Consider the following 13,206-nt stretch of genomic DNA (forward strand, 5'->3'; position numbering starts at 1 on the left):
CATGCGTCAAAACAAGTAGCTAAAGCGCATGGAGCGAATCTGAAAGATCGCGACGCGCTTTAGCCCAGCATCCCGAGCGCCGGGAACGTCTCCAGCAGCCAGTAGGACGCGGCCTGCACGCCACCGGTCAGGAACAGCACGCCCGCGATCACCAGCAGCCCGCCCATCACCTTTTCCACGCGCCCGAGATGAACGCGAAAGCGGCTGAGGAAACGCATGAAAGCGCCGGAAAACAGGGCTGCCAGCAGGAACGGAATGCCAAGACCGAACGAATAGGCCGCAAGCAGCAAAGCCCCCTCGCCCACCGTTTCGCGGCCGCCGGCCAGCGTCAGGATCGGCCCCAGCACCGGGCCAATGCACGGCGTCCAGCCGAAAGCGAAGGCCAGCCCCATCACATAGGCCGCAACCATGCTGGCGGGCTTGCCGCCCGGCTGGAAACGCGCCTCGCGCGACAGCAGCGGAATGCGGATCACGCCGAGGAAGTTCAGCCCCATGGCGATGATGAGGACGCCGGCGACCAGCGCCAGCTCCTGCTGGTAGACGCGCAGAAGGCCACCGATGGTGGATGCGCCCGCCCCCAGCGCCACAAACACCGTGCTGAAACCGAGAACGAACGCGAACGACGCGTTGATGAGCGCCAGCCGCGCCGGACTTGCGGCCAGGACGGCTGCGCCCCCGCGCTCGCCTTCACCGCTGCGGAAATCGTCCATCGACACGCCGGCCATGTAGCACAGATAAGGCGGCACGAGCGGCAGGACGCAGGGCGACAGGAAAGAGATCGCTCCCGCGCCCACGGCGCTCAGATAGCCGACATCGATTGCCATGGTGCCCGCAGCCCCAACCGTTTAACATCCGGCCCCGATATAGACGCTGGCTGCGCGGCGCTCCAATCATCAAAGCGTGTCATAGGGTCGCTGATGGCGCAGCGACCGCAGATCGCGACGCGCCTTAGCGCTTGGTCTTCTTCGCGACTGCCGCCTTGCGTGGCTTCGCGGCCGCGGGCTTGCTGGGCTTGTCGGCCTCGGCATATTCGCGCTCCAGCCTGGCAAGCCGCAGCCGCTCGGTTTTCGCTTCGCGCTTGGCGACCTCGACATCCATTATCTCGCGGGCGACCCTTGTGGTGGTGTCCGCCTTGGCTTCCTGCTTCGAGGCCTTGGGCTGAAATATGGCGTTGATAGCGACTTCATCCATCTGCAAACTCCCGAAAATGAAAAAGGCCGGGAATCCCCCGACCTTCTCCCGCGCGCTTCGACGATCAATGCCAGTACATCCGTGGTCAGAGATCGGAAACGCAATAACGTGGACCCGACAGGTCCGATGCCTTAGGCGGCCTGAAGGTTCTCAGCGGAACTCTTGCCGTTGCGGTTGTCCTTGACAACCTCGAAGCTCAGCTTCTGGCCTTCGACGATCGTGCGCATGCCGGCCCGCTCGACGGCGGAGATGTGCACGAACACGTCCGGCTGTCCGCCGTCCTGCTCGATAAAGCCGAAGCCCTTGGTTGCATTGAAAAACTTAACTGTTCCAGTAGCCATTGTAGCAATCTTTCAAAATCGCAAAAAAGTTCGCCGCCTGACCGAATGCCAGACGCCGTATTATTCGAATTGAGAAAGAAGATCGTAGGAGCGCCGTGGCGCGGGAACAAAGTTCGTCAGCAAATTCGATTTGCTTGATATAGGCCAGCGAGCGAAGAAATGCAAGGCTGCCTGCCGGTTTATCTTGGTGAGCGCGCTGGGGCTCGAACCCAGGACCTACTGATTAAAAGTCAGTTGCTCTACCAGCTGAGCTACGCGCTCCCGTGGCGCAGCAGATCGCGCCCCCGAAATTGCGGCGGAACATAGGGAGAGTGCTTGCGGCGGTCAACCGCAAAAACCATACCGCGCAAAGCGCCGCAGCCCCTGCCAGCAGCAGATGGCCGGCACCCTGTCGCCGCCGTGCGTTGCGGGAATGATCGATGACCGCTACCCTGCTTCCATCGCCAATCGGGCTTGCGGGGAACGCATCATGACACCGGCACAATGCCGCGCGGGACGCGCGCTGATCGAATGGACGATAGAAGATCTCGCCGAGGCCTCCGGCGTGGCGGCGTCGGTGATCACCGACTTCGAAACCCGGCGCACGCAGGTCGACCGCGAGGCCATCGAAGCGCTTGTCGCGGCGTTCGAACATGGCGGCGTGCGGTTGATCCCGGAGAATGGCGGAGGAGAAGGCGTGCGCCTCAAGTTCAGCCGTTCCGAAGTGAAGCGTATCGCCACGCTCGAGGGTGAAGGCGGCATCATCGCCGAAGACGATGTTTAGCCGATCCTGAAATGCTTGCAGGAAGCCGTCGCTTATTCTGCTCTATTTGGATCGAAACGCTTCACGTCTGGCAAACGTTACTTCACCATTCCCGCGGGCCTGTATTTATGCGCTTGCCCGCCCTGTCGATACCACCTAGCCTTGCGGAACGTTCTCCGAAATGGGGCGTTTTGACGGAAAGGGACGGAATACCGACCTGAAGGGAGGCAAGGAGACCAAGATGTTGAAGATCGTTTCCAGCATATGCGCAGCGGTGATGGCGATATCCATTCCGTTCGCAACACCGGCCGTAGCCATGCCCGCGCCGATCTCGGCGCCTGTCTGGGACAAGCAGGGCCCGACCGAGGTGCAGTACCGCTACCGCGACAACAGGCGCGGCTACTATCGCGGCCACCGCGGCTATCGCTACCAGCGTCCGGGCTACCGCTACCATGACGGCTACTGGTTCCCGCCGGCCGCCTTCATCGCCGGCGCGATCATCGGCGGCGCGATCGCCAATCAGGAACCGCCGATCCGCTATCGCCCGCGCGCAACCGGCGGGCATGTCGAATGGTGTTATGCGCGCTATCGTTCGTATCGCGCCTACGACAACAGCTACCAGCCTTACAACGGCCCGCGCCGTCAGTGCAGGTCGCCCTACGGTTGAGAGCTGTCTCACTAAGATGCGAAAGGCCCGCTACCCGGCGGGCCTTTTTCGTTGGTTGGGCGAACGTCAGCCGACAGGCTGCCGCGAAGCGCAGTCCACGATGACGTCGTAGGCTGCCATCACATCCTCTTCAGTCGTCTCGAACTGCCCTGCCTGAAAGCGGATCGCCACGCGACCGCCGACCCTGGTCTGGGTCAGATAGATGCGGCCGTCGTCGTTGATCGCATTCACCAGCGCGAGGTTATGAGCGTCGATGTCGTCGTTGCCCTGTGGCCGATGGCGGAACGAGAAAAGCGACAGCACCGGCTCCGTCACGATCTCGAAGCCGGACGTCCCGCGCAGCCGCTCGGCCAGCTTGCCGCTCCATGCGACGTGATTGCGGATCATCGTGCGCAAGCCTTCGAGCCCGTAGGCCCGCAGCACGAACCAGAGTTTGAGCGCGCGAAAACGCCGGCCAAGCGGCACCGACCATTCCGAATAGTTGATGACACCCTCGCGCCCATGGGTCTTGAGATATTCCGGCTGGATCGCCAGCGTCTTCACCAGACTTTCGGGATCGCGCAGGAAATGGGCGGCGCAATCGAATTGCGCGCCCAGCCATTTGTGCGGGTTGAAGACGATGGAGTCGGCCTGTTCCACGCCGGCCCAGAGTTGCCGGAACTCCGCACATATCATTGCCGAACCTGCCCATGCCGCATCGACATGGGTGTAGAGCCCGTGCCGGCGTGCAATTTCGCAGACGGCTGCGATGTCATCGGTCGAGCCGGTGCTGGTCCCGCCGACGCAGGCGATGATGCCGGCAGGCACGAAACCCGCCTCGATATCGGCGCGGATAGCCCGCTCCAGCGCCTCCGTATCCATGGATCGCAGCGGCCCGGTCACGGGAATGCGGACGAGATTTTCCTCGCCGATGCCCGAAATCCAGATTGCCCGGTCTATCGATGTATGAACCTGATCGGACGAGTAGACGCGCAGCCTCCCCTGGCCGGAAAGGCCGGCGCGGTTGCCGCTCCAGTCGAGCGCCCGCTCGCGCATCGTCAGCACGGCGGCCAGCGTTGCGGATGATGCGGAATCCTGGATGACGCCGTGGAAACCGGCGGGCAGCCCCAGCGCGCCGCGCAGCCAGTCGAGCACCTTGGTTTCCAGTTCGGTGGCCGCCGGCGATGTCTGCCACAGCATGCATTGTGCTGCCATCGCTGTCACAAGATACTCGGCCACCACCGAGACGGGCGCGGCGTTCGCGGGAAAATAGGCGAAGAAGCGCGGATGCTGCCAGTGCGTCATCCCCGGCAGGATGATGTCCTCGAAATCGGCGAATATCGCCTCCATCGGCTCGGGCTGTTCAGGTGCAGCCTCTGCGATGTGCGCGGCGATCTCGCCCGGTGCCGTGCGGGCCCGCACGGGCCGGTCGCGCAGCGCTTCCCTGTAATCCGCGCCCCACTGGGCCGCGCGATCCGACCAGCGCCTGAATTCGTGGTTGTCCATGGTTTCCTCCGCTACGCCCAGGCGGGAAGGCATATCCCGCGCTGGCGCATCCGGGCCACCCGAAAGCGCTATTCCTGAAAATCGGGCAGGCGTTTGAAGGCCGATTTGAGCGCGTCGGACCAGCCATCCGAAATCTCGCGATAATACGGGTCATCGTGGCCGATACGCTTGCGGTAGCCGACCTTGTAGCTGTCGCGCTCGTAGTAGAGGAAGTCGAGCGGCAGGCCGACGGAGAGGTTCGACTTCACCGTGGAATCGAAGGATACCATCAGCAGCTTCGCCGTTTCCGCAAACGTCATGGTCGGCTCGTAGGCGCGGACCAGTATCGGCTTGCCGTATTTGGTCTCGCCGATCTGGAAGAACGGCGTGTCCTCGCTCGTCTCGATGAAGTTGCCTTCCGGATAGATGAGGAACAGCCGCGGCTCGGTGCCCTTTATCTGCCCGCCGAGGATGAACGAAGCGCCGAAAGCGTCTGCGTTTTGTCCGGTCGGCGCGGAGCTGGCGATCACTTCCTTGACCGTGTTTCCGACCAGCCTGGCCGTCTGGTACATCGACGGCGTCTGGAGGATCGAGGGCGAGCGCTCGGCCGGCGCCTTGGAGCGCTCGTCGAGCAGGCTCACCACCGCCTGCGTCGTGGCAAGGTTGCCGGCGGCCAGCATCACCAGCACCCGCTCACCCGGCTCTTCCCAGGTGTACATCTTGCGAAAGATGGAGATCGAATCGACGCCCGCATTGGTGCGGGTATCGGACATGAAGACGAGGCCGCGATCGATCTTGAGGCCGACGCAATAGGTCATGAATCAGTTGCCCGAGGGTTGCCTAAGCACAGATTACTGCTCGACTGTGATGTGAACTTCAAGCTGTTCCTGCGCCTGGCCCAGCCTTATGCCGGAAACCGGCATTGCATCGCGGTAGTCCCGCCCGGTCGCCAGCCGGACATACCGGCTGTCGGGCGATATCTGGTTGGATATGTCGAACGCCACCCAACCCAGCCCTGTCACATATGCTTCGGCCCATGCATGCGTGGCAACCTGCTCTACCGAATCGTTCAGCATCAGATAGCCGCTCACGTAACGCGCGGGAAAACCCAGAAGCCGCGCAGCAGCGAGGAAGATGTGCGAGTGATCCTGGCATACGCCCTGCCCCTGCGCCACGGCATCCTCGGCATTGGTCGTCGCGTCGGTCGCTCCGACGACATAGTCCACCCGCTCGCGTATCCGGGCGGACAGCGCGTGCAGGCGGTCGATATCGCTTCCTTCCGATGCCCCCCGCGCCAGTTCGTCGATCATCGCGCCGGCCGTCGTCAGCGCCGTCGCCTGCCCGAAAAGCCAGAGCGGCGCAAAGCCGGTGTGCGGACCGGAGACGCCTGCGGTATCGCGCACCTCCACCTCGCCATGCGCGGTGATCTGGATCGTGTGCGGATCGCCGGACACGCTCAGCAGGCGCGTGTCGTTGCCGAACTGGTCGTGAAACCGCACTTCCTCGTTGGCGCCCTCGACATCGACCGACCACGAGATCACAGTCTGGGTCGGCCCGTTCTGCGGCTGCAGGCGCACACGCTGAAGCGCATAGGGCACCGGCGCGTCGTAGGAATAGAGTGTGCGATGGGAGATTTTCAGCGGCATCAGAAGAACCGGTAGTTCTCGGCAACTTCGTTGCCCAGCCTGTTGTTGCTGCGGATGAAATCGCGCAGGAATTCATGAAGCCCGACGTCGAATATCGAGGTGATGCTGCCCGGCTTCAGCCTTCCCCGTATTTCCTCGAGCGTGCCGTGGCAGGCGTGCCGCTCGCCGTAATCTTCGGCGAGATAGGCGAGGCTCTCGGCGATCATCTGATAGCAGTAGGCCAGCGAGCGCGGCATGCGCCGGTTGAGGATGAGGAAATCCGCGATGTTGGTCGGCTTGTAGTCGGCCTCGTAGACCCAGCGATACGACCGGTGCGCCGAGACCGAGCGCAGGATCGATTCCCACTGGTAGTTGTCGAGCGACGAGCCGACCCACGAGATCGACGGCAGCAGCACGTAATACTTCACGTCGAGGATACGGGCTGTGTTGTCGGCGCGCTCGACATAGATACCGAGCTGGGCGAAGTCGAAAATCTCGTTGCGCAGCATCGTGCCGTGGAACGCGCCGCGGATAAGCGCGGTCTCACGCTTGATGGCGTCGAGGATTTTCGGCAGCTCCCGCTGGTCGATGGGCGAGGCCAGCATCCGCCTGCATGTCATCCATGCCTCGTTTATGCTCTCCCACGTCTCGCGTGTCAGCGCGGTGCGAACCATGCGCGCATTCGACCGCGCCGTCTCGATGGACGAGAGCACGCTCGACGGGTTCGTCACGTCGCGCAGCAGGAAATCGGAGACGGTGTCGGCCGTGTACTCGTCGTGGCGTTCGCGAAACGCCTGTTCGACCCCCGCGCTGAGCACGACCGATGCCCACTCGTCGGCGGACGAATCGGTCCGCGTCAGCGCCAGTCGCAGCCCCGCATCGACGATACGCGCCATGTTTTCCACGCGCTCGATGTAGCGCGTCATCCAGTAGAGACCGTTTGCCGTGCGACCGAGCAACACTGTCAGGCGCCCTCCCCGTTCTCAGTCATCCAGCACCCACGTGTCCTTCGTGCCGCCCCCTTGGGAGGAATTGACGACGAGCGACCCCTCCTTCAGCGCCACGCGCGTCAACCCGCCGGGCACGATGCGGATGCGGTCCGACACCAGCACGAAGGGCCGCAGGTCGACGTGGCGCGGTGCTAGCCCCTTCTCGGTGAGGATCGGGCAGGTGGAAAGCGCCAGCGTCGGCTGGGCGATGTAGTTCGAGGGCTTGGCCTTGAGCTTGGCGGCGAAAGCCTCGCATTCCTTCTTGGAGGCCGTGGGGCCGACCAGCATGCCGTAGCCGCCCGAGCCGTGCACTTCCTTGACCACCAGCTCGTCGAGGTGTTCGAGCACGTATTTGAGGCTGTCGGGTTCCGAGCACCGCCAGGTCGGAATATTGCCCAGTATCGCCTTGCGGCCGGTATAGAACTCGACGATTTCCGGCATGTAGGAGTAGATCGCCTTGTCGTCGGCGATGCCGGTTCCCGGCGCATTGGCGATGGTGATGTTGCCCGCGCGAAACACGTCCATGATGCCGGGCACGCCGAGCGCGGAATCCGGATTGAACGTCAGCGGATCGAGGTAGTCGTCATCGACGCGGCGATACAGCACGTCGATCTGCTTGTAGCCCTGCGTGGTGCGCATCGCCACATGGCCGTCGACCACGCGCAGATCGTGCCCTTCCACCAGTTCGACGCCCATCTGGTCGGCCAGAAACGCATGCTCGAAATAGGCGGAGTTGTAGCTGCCGGGCGTCAGAACCGCCACCGTGGGTGCACCGTTTGCGCTACGCGGGGCGACCGCCGAAAGCGATTGGCGCAGAAGCTGCGGATAGTTCTCGACCGGGCGAACCTTCACCATCTGGAACAGCTCGGGGAAGAGCTGCATCATCGTTTCGCGGTTCTCGATCATGTAGGAAACGCCCGAAGGCGTGCGCGCATTGTCCTCCAGCACGAAGAACTCGTTTTCCGCCGTGCGAACGATGTCCACGCCGATGATGTGCGTATAGACGCCGGCCGGCGGGCGCACGCCGATCATCTCGGGCAGGAACGCGGCGTTCCCTGCGATCAGCTCGCGCGGAATGCGGCCTGCGCGCAGGATTTCCTGCCGATGGTAGATGTCGTCCAGGAACGCGTTGAGCGCCTGCACCCGCTGCTCGATGCCCTGCGTCAGCCGCCTCCATTCCGCGCCCGAGATGATGCGCGGCACGATATCGAACGGGATCAGCCTTTCGGCCGCCTCCTGCTCGCCATAGACGGCGAAGGTGATTCCCGTTCGGCGAAAGACGCGCTCGGCGTCCTGCATCTTTTCGGTAAGTCGGGCGGGGTCCTGCGACTGAAACCAGCCGTCATAGCCCGAATATGGATGTCTCAGCCCGTTTCCTTGCGGGCGCATTTCGTCGAACGCGACCAAGCAGATACTCCTCGATGGCCCATAACAAAGAGCCGGCGGCGCAAAATCAAGAAGAATCCGTCGCTTGCGTCGATGAAGGCGGCATTATCGCGCATTTGCCCAAGGAAACGGCAGTTTGCACGCAGCCATGCGAAATTCTCGGGCAGGCGAGCAGCTTCGCCCCGAAAATGCACCTGCATGAAACCGTTCGCTGCCGGCATCCGTATCTGGTGAAGCGGAAGCAGATCGGCGCTCGGCTTCCATGGGAGAACCGCGATGCACTGGATACGCTGCCTGCTCGTCTTGCTCGTCGTGGCGCCGCTTCATGCCGCGCACGCCGACGATGCCGCCGCAGGCGCTGCGCAGACGACCATCGACCAGCAGATACAGGCGTTCCTGAACGGCGACGACGATGCCGCCTACAGCCATGCCGGGCCCAACATCAGGCGGATGTTTCCGACCCGCGACGCGTTCATGGCGATGGTCCGCAAGGGCTACCCGCAGGTGCACAGCCCGCGCAACTACGCCTTCGGCCGGTTCGAGATGCTCGCGCCCGGCCGCATCCGGCAGCACGTCCTCATCCTCGGCCCCGACGGCAAGGACTACGAGGCCGTCTATACGCTCGAGATGCAGCCCGACGGGGTGTTTCGCATCAACGCGGTCAGCATCCGCGAAGGCAACATCCCCAGCATCTGACCGGCCTCACAACACGGGGAGGTCGCCTTCCGCCCACGCTTGCGCGATCTCGCCGGTGCGCTCGACAAAGCGCCCCGCCTCGATCGACCCGCGAATATCGGCCATCAGCGTCTGGTAGTAGGCGAGGTTGTTCCAGGTCAGCAGCATCGAGCCGAGCGCCTCGCCCGACTTCACCAGATGATGCAGATAGGCCCGCGAATAGTCGCGCGCGGCGGGGCAGTCGCTTTCCTCGTCCAGCGGGCGCGGATCGTCGGCATGCCGCGCGTTGCGCAGGTTCACCTTGCCGCGCCGCGTATAGGCCAACCCGTGCCGCCCGGCCCGCGTGGGCATGACGCAATCGAACATGTCGATGCCCCGCGCAACCGACTTGATGATGTCGTCTGGCGTGCCGACGCCCATCAGGTAGCGCGGCTTCTCCTGCGGCAGCACGGGGCACGTCACGTCCAGCATGTCGAGCATCACCGCCTGCGGCTCGCCGACCGCAAGGCCGCCCACCGCATATCCCTTCAGCCCCATGTCCTTCAGCGCCCCCGCCGAGCGCTCCCGCAGCGCGGGAATGTCGCCGCCCTGCACGATGCCGAACATCGCCCGGCCCGGCTGCTCGCCGAACGCCGTCTTGCAGCGTTCGGCCCAGCGCAGCGAGAGCTCCATCGCACGCGCGATTTCCTTCTCGGTCGCGGGCAGCGCTACGCATTCGTCGAGCTGCATCTGGATGTCGGAATCGAGCAGCCCCTGAATCTCGATCGACCGCTCCGGGCTCATCTCGTACGGCGCACCGTCGATATGCGACCGGAACGTCACCCCGCTCTCGTTCAGCTTGCGCAGTTTCGATAGCGACATCACCTGGAAGCCGCCCGAATCCGTCAGGATCGGCCACGGCCAGCGCGCGAACTCGTGCAGGCCGCCCAGCCGCGCGACGCGTTCCGCGCCCGGCCGCAGCATCAGATGATAGGTGTTGCCCAGGATGATGTCGGCTCCCACGCCGCGCACCTGGTCCATGTACATGGCCTTCACTGTGCCACCGGTGCCCACGGGCATGAAGGCCGGCGTGCGCACGGTGCCGCGCGGCATGGAGATTTCGCCGCGCCGCGCCTTACCATCGGTGGCCAGCACCTTGAAGGTGAATTCGTCGCTCAATCGTCGCTCCTGAAGAGCAGGCTGCCATCGCCGTAGGAATAGAACCGATAGCCGTCGGCTATCGCGTGATCGTACGCCGCCCGCATCGTCTCCATCCCGCTGAAGGCCGACACCAGCATGAACAACGTGGAGCGCGGGAGGTGGAAATTCGTCATCAGCACGTTCGCGGTGCGGAAGCGATAGCCCGGCGTGATGAAGATGTCGGTCGCTCCCGACCATTCCGCCAGCGAACCATCCGGCGCAGCAGCACTTTCGAGAAGGCGAAGCGACGTGGTGCCGACCGCCACGATGCGCCCTCCCCGCGCCTTCACTTCATTGAGCGCGGCTGCCGTCGCCGCCGAAACATGCCCGATCTCCGCATGCATTCGATGGTCTGCGGTGTCGTCGGCCTTCACCGGCAGGAACGTGCCCGCGCCAACGTGCAGCGTCACGAAATGCCGCTCGATACCGGCCTCGTCCAGCGCCGCGAACAGCTCTGGCGTGAAGTGCAGCCCGGCGGTGGGCGCGGCCACGGCACCCTCCTCGCGCGCATAGATCGTCTGGTAGTCGCTGCGGTCGCGCTCGTCCTCCGGGCGCTTGCCGGCGATGTAGGGCGGCAGCGGGATGTGGCCGACCTCTCGCAGCGCATCGTCCAACGCCGGCCCCGCGAGATCGAAGGCAATCGTCACCTCGCCTCCATCGCCCTTCTCCACCACCGTCGCGTCCAGCGTACCCAGAAGGCAGGCACTGTCGTCATGGCCGAACTGGATACGGTCTCCCACGGCCAGCCGCTTGGCGGGGCGCATGAACGCCTTCCAGCGATCGGGCGCAACGCGCATATGCAGCGTCGCGTCCACCTGTGCCACGGCGTCGCCGCGCCTGCGAAGGCCGGTGAGCTGGGCGGGGATAACCCGCGTATCGTTGAAAACCAGCGCGTCGCCTGCCTTCAGCAGGCCCGGCAGTTCCCGCACGATGCGATCTTCCAAAGGCTCGCCCGGCCGCACGACAAGAAGCCGCGCGGTGTCGCGCGGCTCTGCCGGACGAAGGGCGATATGGCCCTCCGGAAGATCGAAATCGAAAAGGTCGACGCGCACGGCGTTCCCCGTCGTGTCGCGCCGAAGGATCAGGCGTCGGCGGCGACGCGCATGGTGACGATCGAGTCGGGGTCGCGCACGGGCTCGCCCTTCTTGATCTGGTCGATCGCGTCCATGCCTTCGATCACCTGCCCCCACACGGAGTACTGCTTGTTCAGCCACGGGGCGTCGTCGAAGCAGATGAAGAACTGCGAATTCGCCGAATTCGGGTTCTGCGAGCGCGCCATCGAGCAGGTGCCGCGAATATGGCTCATGTTGGAGAACTCCGCCTTCAGGTCCGGCTTGTCGGATCCGCCCATGCCGGTGCCGGTCGGATCGCCGGTCTGAGCCATGAAGCCGTCGATGACGCGGTGAAAGACGATGCCGTCATAGAACTTCTCGCGCGCCAGTTCCTTGATGCGCGCAACGTGGTTCGGCGCCAGGTCGGGCAGCAGTTCGATGACCACCTTGCCCTTCGTGGTTTCCATGACGATCGTGTTCTCGGGGTCCTTGATCTCGGCCATCGAGCTACCTTCCTTGTTGTCCTGTGTTGTTAGAGCATGTCTCCCGAAAGTGGGAACCGGTTTCGGGACAAAGACATGCGTTAATACAAGTAGCTAAAGCGCATGGAGCGAATCTGAAAGATCGCGACGCGCTTTAGTCCGCCGCGATGCGGACGGAAATCATGCGGTCGGGGTCTGTGACCACGCCGTTCTGCGCCTGGTTGCCGCGCTTGATGTTGTCGACCAGTTCCATCCCACTTTCGACGGTGCCGATCACGGTATAGCTGCCGTCGAGCGACGGGGCGGGCGCGAACATGATGAAGAACTGCGAGTTTGCGGAATCCGGGTTCTGCGCGCGCGCCATGCCCACCGTGCCGCGGACGAACTGCTCGCTGGAGAACTCCGCCCCGACATTGCCGAGCGACGAACCGCCGGTGCCGACGCGCTGGCTGTTGTAGCCGTCCTCCAGATCGCCGAACTCCACATCGCCGGTCTGCGCCATGAACCCGTCGATCACGCGGTGAAAGGCGACATTGTTGTATTCGCCTCCGCGCACCAGCGCCTTGATCTGCTCGACATGCTTGGGCGCGAGGTCCGGACGAAGCGCGATGGACACCTCGCCGTCCTTCAGTTCGATGATCATCGTGTTTTCGGGCTCTGCGGCAAGCGCGGAACCGGCCATCAGGCCGGCGGCTACGACGATCGACGAGGCGAACCTCAGAAACTGCATGGGAAACTCCGTCTTCAGGATTTGAACTTCGCGTCCAGCGCGGCTGCTACGGCCGCAGGAACGAACGGGCGGATGTCTCCGCCCATCGACGCTATCTGGCGGACAAGTGTGGCGGTAATCGTGCGCACCGAAGGACTGGCGGGAAGAAAAATCGTCTGCAGATCAGGCGCCATCGTCTCGTTCATGCCGGCCATCTGCATCTCGTAATCCAGATCGGTGCCGTCGCGCAGCCCGCGAATGAGGATAGAGGCGCCGTTCTGGTGCGCCGCGTCCACCAGCAGCCCCTTGAACGACACGATCCTCAGGCGGCCTGCCTCCGCGCCGAGTTCATCGGCCGCCCACGCCTCGATCAGTTTCACCCGCTCCTCGAACGAGAACAGCGGTTGCTTGGAGGCCTGCGCGCCGATCCCGACGATGATCTCGTCGGCGATCGTCAGCGCGCCCTTGAGCACGTCGAGATGGCCGTTCGTGAGCGGATCGAAGGAACCCGCATAAAAAGCGATGCGCTTGGTCATGGCAGCGCTTCTAAAGCATTTTACAGCCCCGTGGGAACACCTCGCATCGCATAATTGCGTTTCCGTGGCCCCGGCATGCCGTGGGGGCCTCCCGAGGCCCTGCTGCTCCACCCGAACTCCGCGCTAAGCCGACGTTCTGGAAGAAAGCTGCGGCGGCGAAACCGGGAT

General features: G+C 63.8%; 17 protein-coding genes and 1 tRNA gene. 3 read left to right on the forward strand and 15 right to left on the reverse strand.

Annotated elements, in window-relative coordinates; translation table 11 throughout:
- Positions 1 to 59: 59 nt before the first annotated feature.
- From FY036_RS02800 to FY036_RS02815, 4 genes are all read right to left on the reverse strand, one after another.
- Positions 60 to 824: a cytochrome c biogenesis CcdA family protein gene (locus FY036_RS02800; protein ID WP_148913184.1), complete on the reverse strand. Its 765-nt coding sequence runs from the start codon at positions 822 to 824 to the stop codon at positions 60 to 62.
- Between the two features lie 124 nt (positions 825 to 948).
- Positions 949 to 1,191, reverse strand: a complete 243-nt coding sequence (locus tag FY036_RS02805; protein WP_235897483.1) for a hypothetical protein — start codon at positions 1,189 to 1,191, stop codon at positions 949 to 951.
- 131 nt (positions 1,192 to 1,322) lie between these two features.
- Positions 1,323 to 1,532, reverse strand: a complete 210-nt coding sequence (locus FY036_RS02810) for a cold-shock protein (RefSeq protein WP_148913185.1) — start codon at positions 1,530 to 1,532, stop codon at positions 1,323 to 1,325.
- A 185-nt stretch (positions 1,533 to 1,717) separates the two neighbouring features.
- Positions 1,718 to 1,793, reverse strand: a tRNA-Lys gene (locus FY036_RS02815).
- A gap of 208 nt (positions 1,794 to 2,001) precedes the next feature.
- Between FY036_RS02815 and FY036_RS02820 the strand changes: the two genes are divergently transcribed.
- The gene (locus FY036_RS02820) at positions 2,002 to 2,295 is read left to right on the forward strand and encodes a helix-turn-helix domain-containing protein (protein WP_148913186.1); all 294 of its coding nucleotides are present in this window, start codon (positions 2,002 to 2,004) and stop codon (positions 2,293 to 2,295) included.
- A 220-nt stretch (positions 2,296 to 2,515) separates the two neighbouring features.
- Complete coding sequence (locus FY036_RS02825; RefSeq protein ID WP_148913187.1) at positions 2,516 to 2,941, forward strand: BA14K family protein; 426 nt, start codon at positions 2,516 to 2,518, stop codon at positions 2,939 to 2,941.
- A gap of 66 nt (positions 2,942 to 3,007) precedes the next feature.
- On the opposite strand, the gene FY036_RS02830 is transcribed toward FY036_RS02825, so the two are convergent.
- The 6 genes from FY036_RS02830 to FY036_RS23720 form a co-directional block, all read right to left on the reverse strand.
- Positions 3,008 to 4,426 carry a pyridoxal phosphate-dependent decarboxylase family protein gene (locus FY036_RS02830; RefSeq protein ID WP_148913188.1) on the reverse strand — a complete coding sequence of 473 codons (1,419 nt, stop codon included), beginning with the start codon at positions 4,424 to 4,426 and terminating at the stop codon, positions 3,008 to 3,010.
- 68 nt (positions 4,427 to 4,494) lie between these two features.
- The gene (locus FY036_RS02835) at positions 4,495 to 5,223 is read right to left on the reverse strand and encodes a proteasome-type protease (RefSeq protein WP_148913189.1); all 729 of its coding nucleotides are present in this window, start codon (positions 5,221 to 5,223) and stop codon (positions 4,495 to 4,497) included.
- Positions 5,224 to 5,256: 33 nt separating this feature from the next.
- Entirely contained in the window at positions 5,257 to 6,051 is a 795-nt protein-coding gene (locus FY036_RS02840) for a transglutaminase family protein (RefSeq protein ID WP_148913190.1), read from the reverse strand.
- Positions 6,051 to 6,992, reverse strand: a complete 942-nt coding sequence (locus FY036_RS02845; RefSeq protein WP_148913191.1) for an alpha-E domain-containing protein — start codon at positions 6,990 to 6,992, stop codon at positions 6,051 to 6,053. Before FY036_RS02845 ends, FY036_RS02840 begins: the two co-directional genes overlap by 1 nt.
- A 21-nt stretch (positions 6,993 to 7,013) precedes the next feature.
- A complete protein-coding gene (locus FY036_RS02850; protein ID WP_201744685.1) occupies positions 7,014 to 8,426 on the reverse strand; it encodes a circularly permuted type 2 ATP-grasp protein in 1,413 nt (470 codons plus the stop codon).
- Positions 8,384 to 8,626, reverse strand: a complete 243-nt coding sequence (locus FY036_RS23720; RefSeq protein ID WP_161601084.1) for a hypothetical protein — start codon at positions 8,624 to 8,626, stop codon at positions 8,384 to 8,386. The genes FY036_RS02850 and FY036_RS23720 overlap by 43 nt, the downstream gene beginning before the upstream one ends.
- 55 nt (positions 8,627 to 8,681) lie before the next feature.
- Here FY036_RS23720 and FY036_RS02855 point away from each other — a divergent pair, with 55 nt between their 5' ends.
- Entirely contained in the window at positions 8,682 to 9,101 is a 420-nt protein-coding gene (locus FY036_RS02855) for a DUF4864 domain-containing protein (protein WP_148913193.1), read from the forward strand.
- A 6-nt stretch (positions 9,102 to 9,107) separates the two neighbouring features.
- Here the strand turns inward: FY036_RS02855 and tgt are convergent, their stop codons facing one another.
- The 5 genes from tgt to coaD all read right to left on the reverse strand — a co-directional run bounded on the left by tgt (position 9,108) and on the right by coaD (position 13,038).
- On the reverse strand, positions 9,108 to 10,238 hold the full coding sequence (gene tgt / locus FY036_RS02860) for a tRNA guanosine(34) transglycosylase Tgt (protein WP_148913194.1): 1,131 nt from the start codon (positions 10,236 to 10,238) through the stop codon (positions 9,108 to 9,110).
- The gene (gene queA, locus FY036_RS02865) at positions 10,235 to 11,311 is read right to left on the reverse strand and encodes a tRNA preQ1(34) S-adenosylmethionine ribosyltransferase-isomerase QueA (RefSeq protein ID WP_148913195.1); all 1,077 of its coding nucleotides are present in this window, start codon (positions 11,309 to 11,311) and stop codon (positions 10,235 to 10,237) included. Before queA ends, tgt begins: the two co-directional genes overlap by 4 nt.
- A gap of 29 nt (positions 11,312 to 11,340) precedes the next feature.
- On the reverse strand, positions 11,341 to 11,814 hold the full coding sequence (locus FY036_RS02870; protein WP_148913196.1) for a peptidylprolyl isomerase: 474 nt from the start codon (positions 11,812 to 11,814) through the stop codon (positions 11,341 to 11,343).
- Positions 11,815 to 11,947: 133 nt separating this feature from the next.
- On the reverse strand, positions 11,948 to 12,523 hold the full coding sequence (locus tag FY036_RS02875; RefSeq protein ID WP_148913197.1) for a peptidylprolyl isomerase: 576 nt from the start codon (positions 12,521 to 12,523) through the stop codon (positions 11,948 to 11,950).
- Positions 12,524 to 12,537: 14 nt separating this feature from the next.
- Positions 12,538 to 13,038 carry a pantetheine-phosphate adenylyltransferase gene (gene coaD / locus FY036_RS02880; RefSeq protein ID WP_148913198.1) on the reverse strand — a complete coding sequence of 167 codons (501 nt, stop codon included), beginning with the start codon at positions 13,036 to 13,038 and terminating at the stop codon, positions 12,538 to 12,540.
- Positions 13,039 to 13,206: the final 168 nt, after the last annotated feature.

The organism is Neoaquamicrobium microcysteis, from assembly GCF_008180155.1.
Classification (GTDB): Bacteria; Pseudomonadota; Alphaproteobacteria; order Rhizobiales; family Rhizobiaceae; genus Aerobium; species Aerobium microcysteis.

Bases quoted from the DNA above. Each gene is read 5' to 3' on its own strand.
- FY036_RS02800 (WP_148913184.1), bottom strand. From the start codon at position 824: ATGGCAATCGATGTCGGCTATCTGAGCGCCGTGGGCGCGGGAGCGATC.
- FY036_RS02805 (WP_235897483.1), bottom strand. From the start codon at position 1,191: ATGGATGAAGTCGCTATCAACGCCATATTTCAGCCCAAGGCCTCGAAG.
- FY036_RS02810 (WP_148913185.1), bottom strand. From the start codon at position 1,532: ATGGCTACTGGAACAGTTAAGTTTTTCAATGCAACCAAGGGCTTCGGC.
- FY036_RS02820 (WP_148913186.1), top strand. From the start codon at position 2,002: ATGACACCGGCACAATGCCGCGCGGGACGCGCGCTGATCGAATGGACG.
- FY036_RS02825 (WP_148913187.1), top strand. From the start codon at position 2,516: ATGTTGAAGATCGTTTCCAGCATATGCGCAGCGGTGATGGCGATATCC.
- FY036_RS02830 (WP_148913188.1), bottom strand. From the start codon at position 4,426: ATGGACAACCACGAATTCAGGCGCTGGTCGGATCGCGCGGCCCAGTGG.
- FY036_RS02835 (WP_148913189.1), bottom strand. From the start codon at position 5,223: ATGACCTATTGCGTCGGCCTCAAGATCGATCGCGGCCTCGTCTTCATG.
- FY036_RS02840 (WP_148913190.1), bottom strand. From the start codon at position 6,051: ATGCCGCTGAAAATCTCCCATCGCACACTCTATTCCTACGACGCGCCG.
- FY036_RS23720 (WP_161601084.1), bottom strand. From the start codon at position 8,626: ATGCCGGCAGCGAACGGTTTCATGCAGGTGCATTTTCGGGGCGAAGCT.
- FY036_RS02855 (WP_148913193.1), top strand. From the start codon at position 8,682: ATGCACTGGATACGCTGCCTGCTCGTCTTGCTCGTCGTGGCGCCGCTT.
- FY036_RS02870 (WP_148913196.1), bottom strand. From the start codon at position 11,814: ATGGCCGAGATCAAGGACCCCGAGAACACGATCGTCATGGAAACCACG.
- FY036_RS02875 (WP_148913197.1), bottom strand. From the start codon at position 12,523: ATGCAGTTTCTGAGGTTCGCCTCGTCGATCGTCGTAGCCGCCGGCCTG.
- coaD (WP_148913198.1), bottom strand. From the start codon at position 13,038: ATGACCAAGCGCATCGCTTTTTATGCGGGTTCCTTCGATCCGCTCACG.